This is a genomic window from Streptomyces sp. P9-A2 (genome assembly GCF_036634175.1).
In the GTDB taxonomy this organism is placed as follows: Bacteria; Actinomycetota; Actinomycetes; order Streptomycetales; family Streptomycetaceae; genus Streptomyces; species Streptomyces pratens.
Genome location: NZ_JAZIFX010000001.1, coordinates 332,240 through 349,844, shown reverse-complemented (window position 1 = coordinate 349,844; position 17,605 = coordinate 332,240). Strand labels below are relative to the sequence as shown.

The 17,605-nt window shown below is 70.8% G+C and carries 16 protein-coding genes and 1 pseudogene; 8 read left to right on the top strand and 9 right to left on the bottom strand.

Annotation, left to right across the window (positions count from 1 at the left end):
* Position 1: 1 nt before the first annotated feature.
* The 4 genes from V4Y04_RS01500 to V4Y04_RS01485 all read right to left on the bottom strand — a co-directional run bounded on the left by V4Y04_RS01500 (position 2) and on the right by V4Y04_RS01485 (position 5,481).
* Positions 2-1,360 (bottom strand): maltokinase N-terminal cap-like domain-containing protein, encoded by a 1,359-nt coding sequence (locus V4Y04_RS01500; protein ID WP_332425237.1) that lies wholly within the window; start codon positions 1,358-1,360, stop codon positions 2-4.
* 28 nt (positions 1,361-1,388) lie between these two features.
* Positions 1,389-3,113 (bottom strand): maltose alpha-D-glucosyltransferase, encoded by a 1,725-nt coding sequence (gene treS, locus V4Y04_RS01495; RefSeq protein ID WP_332425235.1) that lies wholly within the window; start codon positions 3,111-3,113, stop codon positions 1,389-1,391.
* On the bottom strand, positions 3,110-5,107 hold the full coding sequence (locus tag V4Y04_RS01490; RefSeq protein ID WP_332425234.1) for an alpha-1,4-glucan--maltose-1-phosphate maltosyltransferase: 1,998 nt from the start codon (positions 5,105-5,107) through the stop codon (positions 3,110-3,112). Before V4Y04_RS01490 ends, treS begins: the two co-directional genes overlap by 4 nt.
* A 74-nt stretch (positions 5,108-5,181) precedes the next feature.
* Positions 5,182-5,481, bottom strand: coding sequence for a DUF5133 domain-containing protein (locus tag V4Y04_RS01485; protein WP_332425232.1), 300 nt, complete (start codon positions 5,479-5,481; stop codon positions 5,182-5,184).
* 368 nt (positions 5,482-5,849) lie between these two features.
* On the opposite strand from V4Y04_RS01485, the gene V4Y04_RS01480 reads away from it, so the two are divergent.
* Positions 5,850-6,362, top strand: a complete 513-nt coding sequence (locus tag V4Y04_RS01480; protein ID WP_332425230.1) for a pep a2 — start codon at positions 5,850-5,852, stop codon at positions 6,360-6,362.
* Positions 6,359-8,503 (top strand): glycogen debranching protein GlgX, encoded by a 2,145-nt coding sequence (glgX, locus tag V4Y04_RS01475; RefSeq protein ID WP_332425228.1) that lies wholly within the window; start codon positions 6,359-6,361, stop codon positions 8,501-8,503. Before V4Y04_RS01480 ends, glgX begins: the two co-directional genes overlap by 4 nt.
* 21 nt (positions 8,504-8,524) lie before the next feature.
* Here glgX and V4Y04_RS01470 read toward each other — a convergent pair whose 3' ends face one another.
* Positions 8,525-9,316 carry a VOC family protein gene (locus V4Y04_RS01470; RefSeq protein ID WP_332432667.1) on the bottom strand — a complete coding sequence of 264 codons (792 nt, stop codon included), beginning with the start codon at positions 9,314-9,316 and terminating at the stop codon, positions 8,525-8,527.
* Positions 9,317-9,582: 266 nt separating this feature from the next.
* Here V4Y04_RS01470 and V4Y04_RS01465 point away from each other — a divergent pair.
* Positions 9,583-9,882, top strand: a pseudogene (locus tag V4Y04_RS01465) (ANTAR domain-containing protein); the annotation flags it as partial.
* An 85-nt stretch (positions 9,883-9,967) separates the two neighbouring features.
* On the opposite strand, the gene V4Y04_RS01460 reads toward V4Y04_RS01465, so the two are convergent.
* Entirely contained in the window at positions 9,968-10,762 is a 795-nt protein-coding gene (locus V4Y04_RS01460) for an RNA polymerase sigma factor SigF (RefSeq protein WP_332425226.1), read from the bottom strand.
* A 539-nt stretch (positions 10,763-11,301) separates the two neighbouring features.
* Between V4Y04_RS01460 and V4Y04_RS01455 the strand changes: the two genes are divergently transcribed.
* Positions 11,302-11,823: a hypothetical protein gene (locus V4Y04_RS01455; RefSeq protein WP_332425225.1), complete on the top strand. Its 522-nt coding sequence runs from the start codon at positions 11,302-11,304 to the stop codon at positions 11,821-11,823.
* A gap of 16 nt (positions 11,824-11,839) precedes the next feature.
* Here the strand turns inward: V4Y04_RS01455 and hemC are convergent, their stop codons facing one another.
* Both hemC and V4Y04_RS01445 read right to left on the bottom strand, forming a co-directional pair.
* Positions 11,840-12,775, bottom strand: coding sequence for a hydroxymethylbilane synthase (hemC, locus tag V4Y04_RS01450; RefSeq protein WP_332425223.1), 936 nt, complete (start codon positions 12,773-12,775; stop codon positions 11,840-11,842).
* Between the two features lie 128 nt (positions 12,776-12,903).
* Positions 12,904-13,680 (bottom strand): NPP1 family protein, encoded by a 777-nt coding sequence (locus tag V4Y04_RS01445; protein ID WP_332425221.1) that lies wholly within the window; start codon positions 13,678-13,680, stop codon positions 12,904-12,906.
* 395 nt (positions 13,681-14,075) lie between these two features.
* On the opposite strand from V4Y04_RS01445, the gene V4Y04_RS01440 reads away from it, so the two are divergent.
* From V4Y04_RS01440 to V4Y04_RS01430, 3 genes are all read left to right on the top strand, one after another.
* Positions 14,076-14,597: a MarR family winged helix-turn-helix transcriptional regulator gene (locus V4Y04_RS01440; protein ID WP_332425220.1), complete on the top strand. Its 522-nt coding sequence runs from the start codon at positions 14,076-14,078 to the stop codon at positions 14,595-14,597.
* Between the two features lie 74 nt (positions 14,598-14,671).
* Positions 14,672-15,052, top strand: a complete 381-nt coding sequence (locus tag V4Y04_RS01435) for a hypothetical protein (RefSeq protein WP_332425218.1) — start codon at positions 14,672-14,674, stop codon at positions 15,050-15,052.
* The gene (locus tag V4Y04_RS01430; RefSeq protein WP_332425217.1) at positions 15,049-15,516 is read left to right on the top strand and encodes a peroxiredoxin; all 468 of its coding nucleotides are present in this window, start codon (positions 15,049-15,051) and stop codon (positions 15,514-15,516) included. Before V4Y04_RS01435 ends, V4Y04_RS01430 begins: the two co-directional genes overlap by 4 nt.
* 71 nt (positions 15,517-15,587) lie before the next feature.
* On the opposite strand, the gene V4Y04_RS01425 is transcribed toward V4Y04_RS01430, so the two are convergent.
* Positions 15,588-16,418 (bottom strand): aldo/keto reductase, encoded by an 831-nt coding sequence (locus tag V4Y04_RS01425; RefSeq protein WP_332425216.1) that lies wholly within the window; start codon positions 16,416-16,418, stop codon positions 15,588-15,590.
* Between the two features lie 196 nt (positions 16,419-16,614).
* Here V4Y04_RS01425 and V4Y04_RS01420 point away from each other — a divergent pair, with 196 nt between their 5' ends.
* On the top strand, positions 16,615-17,589 hold the full coding sequence (locus tag V4Y04_RS01420; protein WP_332432666.1) for a TauD/TfdA dioxygenase family protein: 975 nt from the start codon (positions 16,615-16,617) through the stop codon (positions 17,587-17,589).
* Positions 17,590-17,605: the final 16 nt, after the last annotated feature.

Below are 17,605 nucleotides of genomic sequence, written 5' to 3'. Positions count from 1 at the left end.
CTCAGTCTCCTCTCACGGCGAGGCGCTTGATCGCCGCCATGGGTACGGGCAGCCAGTCGGGTCGGTGCCGGGCCTCGTACAGCACCTCGTACACGGCCCGGTCCGTTTCGTACGCGCGGAGCAGACCGTGCTTCTTGCGCGGGTCCCAGCCTGCGCGGGCCGTGTAGCCCGCGCAGTAGGCCTCGCGACAGCGGCGCGCCCACTCCGGGCGCCAGGGGCGGCGCTGGCGGGCGGCGTAGTCGAACGAGCGCAGCATCCCGGCGATGTCCCGCAGGGGGGAGTGGGCGCTGCGCCGTTCGGAGAGCGGCCGGGACGGCTCGCCCTCGAAGTCGATGACGAACCAGTCGCGTCCGGCCCGCAGCACCTGTCCGAGGTGCAGGTCGCCGTGGATGCGCTGGGCGGGCGGCCCGGGATCGCAGGTCGCGAGTGCGGCGAACGCCGTCTTCAGACCGGGTACGAACGGCTGGAGCACGGGTACGGAGTGCGCGGCGGCGGTCAGCCGCTCGGTCATCCCCTCCGCCGTGAGCGCGTTCTCCCCGGGGCCGCCGACGGGGAAGGCCGCGCCGAGCGCCAGATGCACGTCCGCGGTGGCCCGGCCGAGGGCATGCGACTGCGCGGTGAAGTCGTCACCGGCGGCCAGCGCCTCCAGGGCCAGCGTCCAGCCGTCGGAGGCATCGCGCAGGAACGGCTGGAGGACGCCGAGCGTCGCTTTGAACGGATGCGTGGTGCGCAGCCAGGCCACCGGGGCGGGCACCCGGTGGCAGCCCTGCCGTGCCAGTGCGCCGGGCACCTCCAGATCCGGGTTGACCCCGGGCTGGATCCTTCGGAAGACCTTCAGGATGAACTCGTCGCCGTACACCAGCGAGGAGTTGGACTGCTCGGCGTCCAGCAGCCGCGGCACCAGCCCGGCCGGCACCCGCTGGGCCGCGTGGCCCTCGAACCGCAGCGGGCCCACCACTGTGGGGTGCCGCAGCCGTTCCAGCAGCAGCTGCGCCGACCGCGGGTCGTGGAGCGCGTCGTAGACCGTGCGCCCGGCCAGTGCCCCGTCCCGCACCCTGCCGATGACCGCCCGGCCCAGGCGCGGCGAGGGATGCTCCCGTACGCCGAGGAGGAGCTGGTAGCAGTCCCCGGCCCAGGGAGTGTTCCCGGGAGAGGGCACACCGCCGTGGCCGGCGTGGACCAGCAGATGCAGACAACCGGGGAACAGCTCCGTCATCGACAGCACATGGAGGTCGGTGACGGGCCGGTCCTTGCCGGCGAACCAGCGCTGTTCCGGCAGCCATTCGCGCAGCAGCCCGGCGAACGACTCCATGGGTTCGGCGGCCGCGCTTCGCGGACGCAGGAATGCGGTCTTCGTCATGGTGACGCCTCCTGTCGTCGGCGCACGGTCACAGTCGCCGGCCGATGCGGGTGCGGGCCGCGGCTCGGGTGAGCCGGAACCAGTAGAAGCCGTGGCCCCCCAGGGTCAGCAGATACGGCAGTTCACCGATGGCCGGGAAGCGCACCCCGCCGAACAGCTCGACCGGATGGCGGCCCTCGAAGGCGCTCAGGTCGAGCTCGGTGGGCTGCGCGAAACGGGAGAAGTTGCTGACGCAGAGCACCAGATCGTCCTCGTACTCCCGCAGGAAGGCGAGGACGGCGGGATTGGAGGAGGGGAGTTCGGTGTAGGTGCCCAGGCCGAAGGCGTGGTTCTGCTTGCGGATCTCGATCATGCGGCGGGTCCAGTGCAGCAGCGACGACGGCGACGCCATGGACGCCTCGACGTTGGTGACCTGGTAGCCGTAAACCGGGTCCATGATCGTGGGCAGGAACAGCCGCCCGGGGTCGGAGGAGGAGAAGCCGGCGTTGCGGTCGGGGGTCCACTGCATGGGGGTGCGCACCGCGTCGCGGTCGCCGAGCCAGATGTTGTCGCCCATGCCGATCTCGTCGCCGTAGTAGAGGATCGGCGAGCCGGGCAGGGACAGCAGCAGGGCGTTGAAGAGCTCGATCTGGTTGCGGTCGTTGTCCAGCAGCGGGGCCAGGCGGCGGCGGATGCCGATGTTGGCGCGCATCCGCGGGTCCTTGGCGTACTCGGCCCACATGTAGTCGCGTTCCTCGTCGGTGACCATCTCCAGGGTCAGCTCGTCGTGGTTGCGCAGGAAGATGCCCCACTGGCAGCCCGACGGGATGGCCGGGGTCTTGGCCAGGATCTCGGAGACGGGGTAGCGCGACTCGCGTCGCACGGCCATGAAGATGCGGGGCATCACCGGGAAGTGGAACGCCATGTGGCACTCGTCGCCGCCGGCGGTGTAGTCGCCGAAGTAGTCGACGACGTCCTCCGGCCACTGGTTCGCCTCGGCGAGGACCACCGTGTCCGGGTACTGGATGTCGATCTCCTTGCGCACCCGTTTCAGGAAGGTGTGCGAGGCCGGCAGGTTCTCGCAGTTGGTGCCCTCGGCCGCGTACAGATACGGCACGGCGTCCAGCCGGAAACCGTCGATGCCCAGGTCCAGCCAGAAGCGCAGGGCCGCCAGGATCTCCTCCTGGACCCGCGGGTTCTCGTAGTTCAGGTCCGGCTGGTGCGAGAAGAACCGATGGAAGTAGTACTGCCCGCGGACCGGGTCGTACGTCCAGTTGGAGGCCTCGGTGTCGACGAAGATGATCCGCGCGTCCGGATAGCCCTTGTCGTCGTCCGCCCACATGTAGAAGTCGCGGTAGGGGCCGTCGGGGTTCTGGCGGGACTCCTGGAACCACGGGTGCTGGTCGCTGGTGTGGTTCATGACGAAGTCGATGATCACGCGCATGCCCCGCTGGTGGGCGGCGTCCACGAACTCCACGAAGTCGGCGAGGTCGCCGAACTCGGGCAGTACCGCGGTGTAGTCGGCGACGTCGTAACCGCCGTCGCGCAGCGGTGACTTGAAGAACGGAGGCAGCCAGAGACAGTCGACGCCGAGCCACTGCAGATAGTCGAGCTTGGCGGTCAGCCCCTTCAGGTCACCGATGCCGTCGCCGTTGCTGTCCTGGAAGGAACGGACGAGGACCTCGTAGAAGACGGCACGCTTGAACCAATCGGGGTCCCGGTCCCTGACCGGAGTGTCTTCGAAGGTGTCCAGCACTGGTTCGTTGACAGTCATGACGCTCCTGACCCTCCGGTTCGCTGTGCTGCGGGCGGTCGCTGGACGTGCAGGACATGCGCAGGAGCCCGCCCCGGTTCCAGCCGCACGTAGTTGGTGTCGCCCCAGCGGTAGGTCTCGCCGGTGAGTTCGTCGCGTACGGATACCGACTCGTGCCGTTCCAGGCCGAGTTGCGGCATGTCCAACGAGACCGTGGCCTCCTGGGTGCGGTGGGGATCGAGGTTGGCGACCACCAGCACGGCATCCGCTCCGCTGCGCTTGCTGTACGCGATGACCGCGTCGTTGTCGGTGTGATGGAAGCGCAGGTTTCTGAGTGCCCGCAGCGCGGGGTGTTCCCGGCGGATGGTGTTGAGGCGGGTGATGAGGGGGGCGATGGTGCGGCCGTGGTGTTCGGCGCCGGCCCAGTCGCGGGGGGTGAGCTGGTATTTCTCGGAGTCGAGGTATTCCTCGGAGCCCTCGCGCAGGGGGGTGTTCTCGCAGAGTTCGTAGCCGCTGTAGATGCCCCAGGTGGGGGAGAGGGTGGCGGCCAGGACGGCGCGGACCTCGAAGGCGGGGCGTCCGCCGTGCTGGAGGTAGGCGTGCAGGATGTCGGGGGTGTTGGTGAACAGGTTGGGCCGCATGTAGCAGGCGGCGTCGCCGGCCAGTTCGGTGAGGTACTCGGTCAGTTCCTGTTTGGTGGTGCGCCAGGTGAAGTAGGTGTAGGACTGCTGGAAGCCGATGGCGGCGAGGGTGTGCATCATCGCGGGGCGGGTGAAGGCCTCGGCCAGGAAGATGACGTCGGGGTCGGTGCGGTTGATGTCGGCGATGACGCGTTCCCAGAACGCGACGGGTTTGGTGTGGGGGTTGTCGACGCGGAAGATGCGTACGCCGGTGTTCATCCAGTGGCGCAGGATGCGGCAGGTCTCGGCGATCAGGCCGTCCAGGTCGGCGTCGAAGGCGATGGGGTGGATGTCCTGGTATTTCTTGGGCGGGTTCTCGGCGTGGGCGATGGTGTTGTCGGGGCGGTGGTTGAACCACTGGGGGTGTTTGTGGACCCAGGGGTGGTCGGGGGAGCACTGCAGGGCGAAGTCCAGGGCGGTCTCGAGTCCGTGGCGGGTGGCCTGGCGGACGAACCAGGTGAAGTCCTCCAGGGTGCCCAGTTGTGGGTGGACGCTGTCGTGGCCGCCTTCGGGGGAGCCGATGGCCCAGGGGACGCCGACGTCGTCGGGTGTGGGGGTGAGGGTGTTGTTGCGTCCCTTGCGGTGGGTGGTGCCGATGGGGTGGATGGGGGGGAGGTAGAGGACGTCGAAGCCCATCGCGGCGATGGCGGGCAGTCGGCGGGCGGCGGTGCGGAAGGTGCCGTGGGGGTGGGTGGGGGTGCCCTCGGAGCGGGGGAAGAACTCGTACCAGGAGCCGTAGAGGGCGCGTTCGCGTTCCACGAGCAGGGGCATCGGGTCACTGGTGGTGACCAGTTCCCGCAGCGGATGGCGGGCCAGCACCGCGTCCACCTCCGGCACCGACGCCCCCGCCAGCCGGGTGGCGGGGGGCAGTGAGTCGTCCCGGAGCGTCTTCGCCGCGGCGAGCACGAGGGAGCGGCCGGCGCCCTTCGGCACCCCGGCCGCTGCCCGCTCGAACAGGTCACCGCCCTCCTCCAGCACCAGACCCGTGTCGATCCCCGCGGGCACCTTGATGCGCGCGTGGCGCCGCCACGTGGCGACCGGGTCCCCCCATGCCTCGACACGGTAGGTCCACCGGCCCACGGCGTCCGGGGTGATCTCCGTGCCCCACCGGTCGGTGCCGGGCGCCAGCTCCCGCATCGGCGTGAACGGCCCCCGCAGGCCCTCCGGATCCTTGAGGACGACGTTGGCGGCCACCGCGTCGTGCCCCTCACGGAACACGGTCGCCGTCACCTCGAACGTCTCTCCGACGACCGCCTTCGCCGGCCGTCTGCCGCATTCGACGGCCGGCCGGACATCCCGTACCGGGATGCGTCCGATGGCCCGGGTCGCCTTCATGGGTCTGTACCTCCGCCGTGCTCGACGCCGGGCCCGTGCCCGGTCGTGGGACGAAATTGAGGCGGGAAGGTCCTTCACCTTCCCGCCGGGGACCGCCGCTCGACCGCCGGTGGAACCCGTCTGGCCGCAGTGGCCGGCCGGGGCCGGCCGTTCTGTTCCTGCAGGTAGGTGACGAGACTGGTGCGCAAATACCGTTCGGCCGCGTCGGCAGCCTCCCGCGCGCAGCGCTTGCCCATCAGCACACAGAGGGTGTAACCCGAGTCCTCGAACGTCGTCCGTACCGTGAGGTCGGTGGGGGCGGCGAGCATCACGCGTTCCCAGGCCCGGTAGCGACGCAACTGCCGGGCGACTTCGGCTCTGGCGGGTAGCAGCATGGCGCCGGTCACCTTTCCGTGGCTCGTGGAGGGACGTTTCTCCCGGCGGTCGGGCGGCGGCCGTGCGCGTGGAGGGCACGGTCCCATGACGGCGGTCGAGGGGTCTTCACACATGGTGCATGATCAGTAACTGTGCGTCCTGTTGGACCTTGGTCCGGTGTGGCGGGCCGGGCGGCATCCGAGGTCGGCGGGAACTGCGCCCGTCCGGCGTATCGGTCACCCCGGCCGCGTGCTCGTGTTGCACGAATGGGCCAACCCGGTCACGCTGATGGTGACTCAGAAGCGCCAGCCGCTCACGTTTCGTGTTCGGGGCTCGTCCCGCAGGGGCGAGGGGAAATCGGGAGCTTCGCGGTGAGGAGCCAACGACGATGAAGACCGCAGTGCCCTGCTACTACCACCTCGATGTGGAAGTCAGCCCGGAACGCGTGGAGCAGGTCGGCCGCATTCTGGCCGCCCACCTCCGGCACTGGGACCTGGAGAACCTGGTGGAGCCAGTCTGCCGCGGCACCGAGATGCTGCTGCGCGCCATCGAGGAGCACGCCACCGACAAGGACGCGTCGATCGAGATGTGGTGGAACGGGCAGCACCTCATCACCGCCATCGGGGGCTACGACCACGCTCTGCGCCCCGACCGGCAACTGCGCGGCTGCCTGGAGCACATCGCCGCCAGCAGTGACGGCTGGGGCTGCTGTGCCACCGAGACCGGCAGCAAGGTCATCTGGTTCTCGCAGCGGGCCCGCGCCGACGAGCGCGTCCCACTGGTGCCGACCGCTCCGGACCCGAGGGCGAGCGAGGGGCTGGACCTGCCCCGCGTGGTCACCGTCGCCCAGCTGGCCGGCCTGGCGCGTACCCCCGCCGACCTCCTGGAGGCAGCCCGGTGACCCGGAGGAAAACCGGCCGAGGGGCGCCCGCGTGGAGCGGGCGCCCCTATCCGCTGGGTGCGGTCCATGACGGCGAGGGCACCAACTTCGCACTGTTCAGCGAGGTCGCCGACGGCGTCGAACTCGTCCTGGTGGACGACGCCGGCCGCTACACCACCGTCCCGCTGACCGAGGCCGACGGCTTCGTGTGGCACGGCTACCTGCCCGGCATCGGACCCGGCCAGCGCTACGGCTACCGGGTGCACGGACCGTGGGACCCGGCCGCCGGGCATCGCTGCAACCCGGCGAAGCTGCTCCTCGACCCGTACGCCACAGCCGTCGACGGGCAGATCGACAACCATCCCTCGCTCTACGAACGCCGTTCCGACGGCCCGGACCCGGCGGACAGCGCCGGACACACCATGCTGGGCGTGGTGACCGACCCGGCGTTCGACTGGGGCGACGACACCCGGCCCGGCCGGCCGTACGCCGACACGGTGATCTACGAGGCCCACGTCAAGGGCATGACCCGTACCCACCCCGAGGTCCCCGCCGAACTGCGCGGCACCTATGCGGGACTGGCGCACCCGGCGGTGGTCGACCACCTGACCTCGCTGGGCGTCACCGCGGTGGAGCTGATGCCGGTGCACCAGTTCGTCCAGGACGGGGTGCTGCAGAGCCGTGGCCTGGCCAACTACTGGGGCTACAACACCATCGGCTACTTCGCCCCGCACAACGCCTACGCCGCCCACGGCACCCGTGGACAGCAGGTCGCCGAGTTCAAGACGATGGTCCGGACCCTGCACGCGGCGGGGCTCGAGGTGATTCTGGACGTCGTCTACAACCACACCGCCGAGGGCAACGAGAAGGGTCCCACCCTCTCCTTCCGCGGCATCGACAACTCCGCGTACTACCGGCTGGTGGACGGCGACTGGTCGCACTACTACGACACCACCGGCACCGGCAACAGCCTCCTGATGCGCCACCCCTACGTACTCCAGCTGATCATGGACTCGCTGCGGTACTGGGTCACCGAGATGCATGTCGACGGCTTCCGCTTCGACCTCGCGGCCACGCTGGCCCGGCAGTTCCACGAGGTGGACCGGCTCTCCGCGTTCTTCGACCTCATCCAGCAGGACCCCGTGATCAGCCGCGTCAAGCTCATCGCCGAACCCTGGGACGTCGGCGAGGGCGGCTACCAGGTCGGCAACTTCCCCCAGCTGTGGTCGGAGTGGAACGGCAAGTACCGGGACGCCGTACGGGACTTCTGGCGTGCCGAGCCGCACACGCTCGGCGAGTTCGCCTCCCGCCTCACCGGCTCCTCCGACCTGTACGCGCACAGCAGGAGACGGCCCCGCGCCAGCGTCAACTTCGTCACCGCGCACGACGGCTTCACCCTGCGCGACCTCGTCTCGTACAACGACAAGCACAACACGGCCAACGGCGAGGGCAACCGGGACGGCGAGAGCCACAACCGGTCCTGGAACAGCGGCGCGGAGGGCGACACCGACGACCCGTCCGTACTCGAACTGCGGGCCCGCCGCCAGCGCAACTTCCTTGCCACACTGCTCCTCTCGCAGGGCATCCCGATGCTCTCGCACGGCGACGAAGTGGGCCGCAGCCAGCGCGGCAACAACAACGCCTACTGCCAGGACAACGAGATCTCCTGGATAGACTGGAAGCTGACCGAGGAACAGCGTTCCCTGCTGGACTTCACCCGGCGCGTCATCTCGCTGCGGATCGCCCACCCCGTACTGCGGCGCCGCCGCTTCTTCCACGGCGGGCCGGCGTCCCGCGCGGGCCGGGGCCTGCCCGACCTGGTGTGGCTGCTGCCGAACGCCGAGGAGATGTCCGACGTCGACTGGCGGCGCTCGGACGCGCACAGCGTCGGTGTCTTCCTCAACGGCGACGCCATCGCCGAACCGGACCCGCGTGGCCGGCGCCTGGTCGACGACTCCTTCCTGCTGCTGTTCAACAGCCATTGGGAGCCGGTGGACTTCCGCCTTCCGGACGCCGCCTACGGCGAGCGCTGGACGGCGCTGATCGACACCGCCGACCCGGACGGCGTCCCCGACGAGTCGGAGTGCAAGGCGGACACCAGGCTGACCGTGGGCTCGCGCAGTCTGGTGCTGTTGTCCCGGCCGTCGCACACCGCCGAATGAGGGACCGCGGCCCTCCCGGGGTCAGCGGCCCCGGCGCGCGGTCACCGTGAACACGGCGCCCTCGTTGTCGCGCAGTACGGCCTCGCTGTCACGCAGGGTCACCACGCTGCCGCCGTGCCGCTCGGCCGCGCGGACGCAGGCGTCCACGTCCGTCACGCTGAAGTGCACCTGCCAGTGCGGCCTGATCGTCGGATCGGGCGCCGATCCCAGCGCCCCCGACTCGATGCAGGCGAGGACCTGCCCGTCCCCGCGCAGCACCACCTCCTCGCCTTCGTAGACGACCTCCGTGCGGCCCGTCCCCGTCGTACCCCAGTCGAAGACCTCGCCGTAGAAGATGGCGGCGTCGAAGGCATCCCGGGTGTGCAGCCTGACGAAGGAGGGCTGGGACCGCTGCCAGCTGAGCCAGTCGGTGGACAGCTCGCCCTCCCACACCCCGAAGGTCGCGCCGTCCCGGTCGGCCAGCAGTGCCGCGCGCCCCGGGGGCAGTGAGATCGGGCCGACCGCCAGAGTGCCGCCGCGTTCCTGCACCCGCGCCACCGCCTCGTCCGCGCTGCGCGCCGCGAAGTACGGGGTCCAGGCCACGGCCATCCGCCACATGTCGGCGACCGCGGCGACGCCCGCCACCGGTGCGCCGTCCGCCAGGGCGACCCGGAACCGCTCACCCAGCCGGACCGGGCGCCACCGCCAGCCCAGCACGGCACCGTAGAACTCCTCGGTCGTCCCCAGATCGCGGCTGGTCAGACTCACCCAGCAGGGGGTCCCGTACACGGAGTGCGTCGAGAAGACGTCCGTCGTGCCGGAGGGGGAGGGCATGTCGTGGTTCGTCACAGTCGCGTCCTGATCGCTGATCTCGTCGGCCTGGCAATGACCCGGGGACTCCAGTGTCCGGCCTGTACGGCTCCGGGCGCCTGCCGAGTACCCCGACGGTGGTACCCGGACCCGTGCGGCGGGGGCCGTGGACATGCCCGGTGGCACAGGACGGGACGAATGACGACGATGGAGGAGCCGGACACCCGCCGAAGGCGCCCGAACGCGGGTGCGGGCGGCACGGAAGCGGCACACCGGACCCGGAGGTGACCATGCCCACGGACGGGGAAGCGGACCGAATCCTTCAGCTGGAGGAAGAGGTGCAGCAGCTGAAGGAGGCGGTCGTCTCGCACGCGGTGGTGGACCAGGCGATCGGCGTGGTCGTCGCCCTCGGACGGGTGTCGCCCGATCAGGGGTGGACGGTGCTGAGGGAGGTCTCCCAGCACACCAACGTCAAGCTCCGTGACATCGCCGGGACGATCGTGGCCTCGGGACGCACCGGTGTGCTGCCGCCGGGGATCCGGGCGGAGCTGGGGAAGGCCCTGGACCGGCTCGGTGCCCCGGGTGGTCCGGAGGCCACCGGTCCGGCCGCCCCGGCCCGTCCCGCCCTGCGCCCGGGGCGCGACGGCCGGACCGTGACGGGCCGGGCGGACCGGTTCAGCCGGCCTCTGCCCGCAACTCCTCGCGCACCTGGGCGAAGCAATTGCTGAGCAGGCGGGACACGTGCATCTGCGAGATGCCGAGCAACTCGGCGATACTGCTCTGCGTCATGCCCCGGAAGAACCGCAGATAGAGGATGAGCCGCTCGCGCTCCGGAAGCGCCTCGAGACAGGGCCGGACCGCCACCCGGTCGACGACCGTGTCGTACGCGGGGTCCGGACCGCCGAGCGAGTCCCCGAGCGCGTAGCCGTCCGTGCCCGGCATCTCCGCCTCCAGAGACAGTGCGGAGAAGCACTCCAGGGCCTCCGTGCCGGTGCGCACCTCGTCCTCGGTCAGCTGCGCGTACGCGGCGATCTCGGCGGTCGTCGGGGCCCGGCCGGGAGTGATCTGCGCCAGCTCCTTGGCGGCGTGCCGCACCCGGTTGCGCAGGTCCTGCACCCGGCGGGGCACGTGCAGGGTCCACATGTGGTCACGGAAGTGGCGTTTGATCTCCCCGGTGACGGTCGGCACGGCGTACGCCTCGAAGGCGGTGCCGCGCGCCGGGTCGTAGTGGTCGACGGCCTTGACCAGTCCCAGGGCAGCCACCTGGTACAGGTCCTCCAGCGCCTCGCCGCGCCCGCGGAAGCGCACGGCGATCCGCTCGGCCATGGGGAGCCAGGAACGGACGAGTGCGTCCCGCAGCGCCTTGCGCTCGGGGCCTTGTGGCAGCCGGGTGAGGCGGACGAAGTCCTGAGCGGTGTCCGGGGCGTCGTGGTGAGGATGCGGCTTCGTGGTGCTGCCGGCGATACGCATGACGCGCACCTCCCTGAGCAGGTGCCGGGTGGACGGGCACCGTGGGAGCGCGGACTCGGACCACACGGAGGAGACCCGGGGGCGGCGAGCCGGTTCCCACGGTCGTGCCTCCGGTCCGAAGCACTGAACCACTCATTCCCTGTCCAGCGGTGGTGAAACGGTTTCCTGAATTCAGGGCGGGAATGCACTGGGAATCGAAGGGATCGCACGCTGTGGAACCGGGGGAATTCAGCACGTGAAATTCCGGAGTCCGGTGGGGGCCGTTGTGCCGGTCGCGGCGCCCGGGGACCGGCGACGCGGGGCGTGCCCGGCGGCGCCGGTCAGGAGATCGCCGGGCCGGGGCGTGGCGATCACCGTGGGCGACGTGATGTGCGGCACGCCGCCGCGCGGACCGGCCGGCGGGTCCGGCGGATCGTGCCAGCGCAGCGCTTGATCGGCGGCCGCCGGGGACGAAGTGTCCGACCATGGCGCATTCCGCTCATTTGACAGTGCGCCGAGCCCACAGATAGGAAACAGCGACAGAAGTCGAGAGGTGCACCGTGTACGAGCCGAACGTGGTCGGGGACTGGCAGGAGTACGACGAACATGCCGGTCTGCGGGTCCGCGTCCACCGTCTGGAATCGGGCGAGCCGCCCCGCGGACGGGACGACGCGGCCCAAGGGCTGACGTACTTCAGCGTTCGCGTGACCGTCGAGAACCGCGGTGAGCGGAACGTCGGAATTCATCTCGAGGACGGTCAGGTCGACGTACGGATCGGCCCCGACGGGGAGAGCGCGTTCCTCGACTGGCGCAACTCGCAGTTCATCGAGGGATTCGACGTCTATCCGCTGCGCCGTGCCACCGCCGTGCTCTGCGCGGCCGGACCCGAGGCGTCCCTGAGCCATGTCGACGTCCAGGTGCAGTTGCGGGTCGACGAGGAGTGGACCGGCCGCCGCCTGTGGTCGGGCGGCATCGACGTGTGTGAGGGACCCGCCGCGACCCCGTCGGACGGGGTCCGGGAAGGCCTCGCGCATCAGATCGGCGTGTTCCTGCAGGAACAGGCAGAGGAGGGCACCGCCTGAGCCGGTTGAACCGGTGTCAGTGCGGGATCCCGTCGATGACCTCGCGGGCGCCCTGACGCAGCAGGGCGACCGCGACCGAGATACCGAGCGTCGCCGGATCCAGCGGGCCGGCCCACTCGTGGGCGTTCAGCCGTACCTTGCCGTCCGGGGTGAAGACACAGGCCCGCAGTGACAGTTCGCCGCTCCGGTCGACCCGCGCGTACCCGGCGATCGGACTGTTGCAGTGTCCCTGCAGCACGTGCAGGAACATCCGCTCGGCGGTGGTCTCCCGATGCGTGTCCGGATGGCCGAGGGCACTGACCGCGTCGATGAGATCCGTGTCGTCCTCACGGCACTGGAGCGCGAGAACGCCCGCGCCGATGGGCGGCATCATCGTCTCGGGGGAGAGGAGCTCGCTGATCACGTCGCGGCGGTCGATGCGTTCCAGGCCGGAGACCGCGAGCAGCAGCGCGTCGGCCTCACCCGCTGCGAGCTTCGCCAGCCGCCGGTTGGCGTTGCCGCGGAACGGTACGCACCGGAGGTGTGGATGGGAGGCGGCCAGCTGCGCGACACGGCGCACGGAGGAGGTGCCGATCCGGGACCCGGCCGGCAACTCGTCCAGGGTGAGTCCGTCCAGGTGCACGAGGGCGTCACGGACGTCGTCCCGCTTCAGGAACGCGGCGAACACGGTGCCCGCGGGGAGCGGGCGGTCGGCGGGCACGTCCTTGACGCAGTGCACCGCGAGATCCGCCTCGCCGGTCAGCAGCGCGGCGTCGACCTCCTTGGTGAACGCGCCCTTGCCCTCCACCTGCGCCAGGTCGCCCAGCCACTTGTCGCCGGTGGTCCGCACGGGGACGACCACGGTACGCACACCGGGCAGGGCGTCGGCCAAGTTGGCCCGGACACGCTCCACTTGGGCAAGCGCCATGGGCGAGTCGCGGGAGACGACACGGATCAGTTCGGGGACGGACATGGCGACACGATAGACCCTTCGGCACGGGCTCCCGTGCAGGGCGGGCCGGTCCGGAGGCCCGGACGACGGATCCGTCCGGGCTCCTGGTGACGGGCGGCCGGATGTTCGGACCTGAAGGGGTCTCCAGGTCAGGCGTTCGGGTCGAACGGGATGCCCGACGGCTTCGCCGCGGCGAGATGGGAGGCGAAACTCCCGTCCTTGAGGCCGAAGTTCGCACTGCCGAAGTTGTGCTGGACGAGCTTGTCGCGCAGCCCGGCCGGATATCCGTTCCAGCCGACCAGAGCCGGGTACTGCCAGGTGCCCTTGTGGTTCTCCGGCGGTTCGTCGCCCGCGCTCGCGAGCCGGAAGCAGTGCGTGCTGATGCCGTCCTTGTGGTAGACGATCTTCGGGTGCGCCCCGTCGAAGCGGACCGCCGACCTCGCATGGATCGAGAACGAGCCGTGGTTGGAGGTGGAGACGTACTGGGCCGTGTCGTTCTGCACCCACACCACGACGTGCTCCCAGTCGTGGCGGTGGCCGCCGAGGCTGACGCCCGGAAGGGCCTGGTCCTTCTCGAAGTACAGGGCGTAGACGATGGCGCACCAGCCGTTGTTGCACTTCGAACGCGAGTAGCCGTTGGTGCTGTCCAGGTCCGGGGCGTCACGGCAGTTGCCGTTGAGGGCGCCCGTCGGGTTGAGCCCGGGGTTGATCGCGCCGTCCGGACCGATCGCGGGGGTGGGGTAGCACCCGTCGGTGTCGTAGTCGTAGGCGGGCTGGTACGTCCGGTCGAGAGCGTCGGCGGAGGCCGGCAGGGCCGGCGGTGGTGCGGCGAAGGCGGTGGCGGGGAAGGCGATGACGAAGGCGAAGGCGCCGGCGAGACCGGTCAGCCATCTCCTGCGGTGAGTTCGGAAGGTGCTGGACGACACTGCGTCCTCCTCGGGATCCGGGCGCAGCCCAACGGCTGTGGGGGGCAAGAGGGTTCAGCATCGCGGTTAGACGCGTCCATGCCAAGGGCTCATTGGCGTACCGATGGTGAAGCGTTCCTCAACACTTGTGAAGCCGCTGCCGGATCACTCCGTCTCGTCCGGAATGCCGTACCGGGTGCGGGCGCTGCGGCGCACCTCGTCGGCGGGTGCGGCGGCAGCCGGTGGGGGATCCGTGCGGTCGGTGGCAGGGGTGCGGACGGGGTCGGGCTCCGTACGTCCCGCCGCGCGTCGCGGCCCGCGGCTTCGCCGGAGCGGCGCCCGCGGGCGGGCGGAGCAGTACGTTCCGTGCCCCCGCAGATTGATTGAGTTACGCAATGAGATGGTAAAGTGGACGCATGCGCGCATCCTCGGTACCCGACATCCCCGCCTCACCGGAAGTGGCCGAGATCGAGCGTGCGCTCACGCGTGTCACCTATCTGGGCTCCCGCGCCCGCCAGCACGAACGGCTGATGGCCATGGCGGGCGTCCCCCTGGACCGTGCGGCCGTCGCGCTGCTGCGGCAGGCGGCCGACATCGAACCGCTGCGGCCGGGCGAACTGGCCGCCCGCCTGGGCGTCGAGGCGTCGCACGTCACCCGCACCGTGCAGCAACTGCAGAAATCCGGCCACGTCATCCGGGTCCCGGATCCCGACGACCGCCGCGCCCACCGCGTCGAACTCACCGAGACGGGCCGGGAGGCCATCACCCGCATCCGTGAGGTCGGGGCGCGGGCCATGCAGGTGGCTCTCTCCGACTGGTCCCCGGCGGAACTGCGGCAGCTCGCCACGCTCTTCCACCGCATGGTCGACGACTTCCTCGCCCACGCCGCCGAAGAGGAAACGGAACCGCGCGGCACCACCCCGGCCGGAGCCGCCTGACACGCTCACGGCCCGGTGGCCCTCCATACTTACCGTCCGGTAATGTCGCGGGGCAGGCCACCGGAGGAGGAACCGTGTCACGGTCCGATCGCTCACCCCTGCTGCTCGCCGGCCTGCTGGCCGCCGCGGGCACCGCCCACTTCACCGCCCCGCACCGGTTCGACCACATCGTGCCGCGCTCCCTGCCGGGCTCGCCCCGGGCCTGGACCTATGCCAGCGGCGCCGCCGAGCTCGCGCTGGCCGCCGGGGTGGCGCTGCCGCAGACCCGCAGGGCCGCCGCACTGGCCACGGCCGCCTTCTTCGTCGGGGTCTTCCCCGCCAACGTGAAGATGGCTGTGGACCGGCGTCGCCGCCCCGCGCCGCAGCAGGCCGCCGCCTGGGGGCGGCTGCCCCTGCAACTGCCGCTGGTGTTGTGGGCGCGGGGGGTCGCCAAGGGTGCGGAGAGCACGTCATGAGCGCAATCCCGGAGAAGGGCGACACGGTCGAGGACTTCGCGCTGCCGGACGGGACGGGTACCGTCCGCAGGCTGTCGGAGCTGCTCGCCGAGGGGCCCGTGGTGCTGTTCTTCTATCCGGCCGCGCTGACCGCCGGCTGCACCGCGCAGGCCTGTCACTTCCGTGACCTGGCAGCCGAGTTCGCCGCGGCCGGCGCACGGCCGGTGGGCGTCAGCGGTGACGCCGTCGAACGGCAGGCGGAGTTCGCCGGACGGCACTCGCTCGGCATGCCCCTGCTGTCCGACGCCGACGGCGCCGTCCGTGAGCGGTTCGGGGTGAAGAGGGGAATCTCCCTGGCGCCCACCAAGCGCGTCACCTTCGTCATCGGGCAGGACCGCACCGTTCTCGAGGTCGTGCGCAGCGAACTGCGGATGAACGTGCACGCCGACCGCGCGCTCGCCGCACTCCACGACCACCGGACGTGACCCGCGCCTGACGGGCCCACGGCCCACGGCTGGACCACGTGTGCGGCCGTGGGCCCGTCGGCGTGCGGGGTTCAGAACTCCTCATGCACCTTTGGATCCCCGCCGATCCGCCGGTGGGACCGGTCCGTGAGGGTGTGCATCTGGGCGTCGTCCAGCGTGAAGCCGAAGACATCGAGGTTGGCGCGCTGCCGCTCGGGGTCGGCCGACTTGGGCACGGGCAGCACCCCGAGCTGGATGTGCCAGCGCAGCACCGCCTGGGCCGGGGTGACCCCGTGGGCCTCGGCGACGGCGACCACGGCAAGGTCGTCCAGGAGCTGCGAACCCCGGCCCAGCGGACTCCAGCTCTCGACGAGCACTCCCTTGTCCGCGTGGTGGGAGCGCAGCTCCTCCTGGGGGAAGAACGGGTGCAGCTCGACCTGGTTGACCGAGGGCAGCACCCCGGTCTCCTTCTCCAGCCGCTCGATGTGGGCGGGCGTGAAGTTGGAGACGCCGATCGACCGTACGAGACCGTCCTCGCGCAGCTTGATCATGGCCTTCCAGGAGTCGACGTACCTGCCGACCCGGGGGAGCGGCCAGTGGATCAGATACAGGTCGACGTACTCCAGGCCGAGCCGCGCGCGGGACTCCTCGAAGGAGGCGAGGGTCTCCTCGTAGCCGTGGTGGCGGCCGGGGAGCTTCGTCGTCACGACGACCTCCTCGCGCGGCACGCCGGCACGGGCCACGGCACGGCCGACACCGGTCTCGTTGCGATAGTTCGTCGCGGTGTCGACGAGGCGGTATCCCATTTCCAGGGCCGTGGTCACGGACTGCTCGGCCTGAGCGTCGTCCATCGGCCAGGTGCCCAGACCCAGGGCGGGGATCGTCGTGCCGTCATTGAGTGTGTGGTTCGGGATGCTGATCACGAGGGGACCTTCCCGTTGACAGTGTCGTCTCCCTCCAGCCTCACCGACCGGGCGGCCGGCGATCAACCTGACGGGTGGGCCGGACGGACGACACGACGCATCCGAACCGGCGCCGGCCGGGGACGAACCGATGGAGGGGGCACAGATGAGCATGGGCGGGAGCGACATGGACGGTACGAAGAGCGTCGGGCAGCACATGGGCGGGGAGCGGCGCGTGGGGGCGCGGCCCGGCACGGGTACGGGCGTGGAGGTGCGTCCGGTCACCGGGCACATCGGCGCCGAGATCACCGGTGTCGACCTCGCGGACGAGCCCGGTGACGCCGTGATCACCGCCGTCCGGGCGGCGGTGCTGCGCTGGAAGGTGGTGTTCTTCCGCGGGCAGCGACTGGACCACGCCGGGCATGTGGCACTGGCCCGGCGTTTCGGCGAGCCGGTCGTCCTGCCCCGGCGGGGCAAGGCATCGCCGCCCGGCTTCCCGGAGATCGAGACGACCGCCGACCGGCTGGAACTCGGCGGACGGTTCGGCATGGAGCACGACGAATGGCTGCGGCGGCGCCGCCACACCCTGGCGCGCGGCTGGCACTGCGATCACGGCGCCCGGATCGACCCGCCGGCCGCGACGATCCTGCGCGCCCAGACCGTACCGCCCTACGGCGGCGACACCACCTGGTCGAACCTGGCCGCCGCCTACGCCGGCCTGTCCGCCCCGGTACGGGAGTTCGCCGACCGGCTGCGTGCCGAGCACCGGCTGGGGGTCGGCTACCTGCCCCGGTCCGGCGACGACGCCTATGTGCGGCATCTGCTGGACCACCAGACCGCCTCCGAGCATCCCCTGGTGCGGGTCCACCCGGAGACGGGGGAGCGGGTGCTGTTCGTCAACGGCTACTACGTCGAGCAGATCACCGGGCTGTCCCGGCCGGAGAGCCGGGCGATCCTGGAGATGCTGCTGGAGCAGGCGACCCGGCCCGAGTACACGGTGCGTTTCCGGTGGGAGCCGGGGAGCGTGGCGTTCTGGGACAACCGTGCCACCATCCACCTCGCCCCGGGCGACACCGCCCACCTCGACCACCCGCGGATCATGCACCGGGTGATGCTTGCCGGAGAGGTACCGGTCGGCACCGACGGCCGCCCCTCGGAGCCGATCACCGGAACCGCTCCCGGACGCTGGTGACCGCAGGCCCGACCGG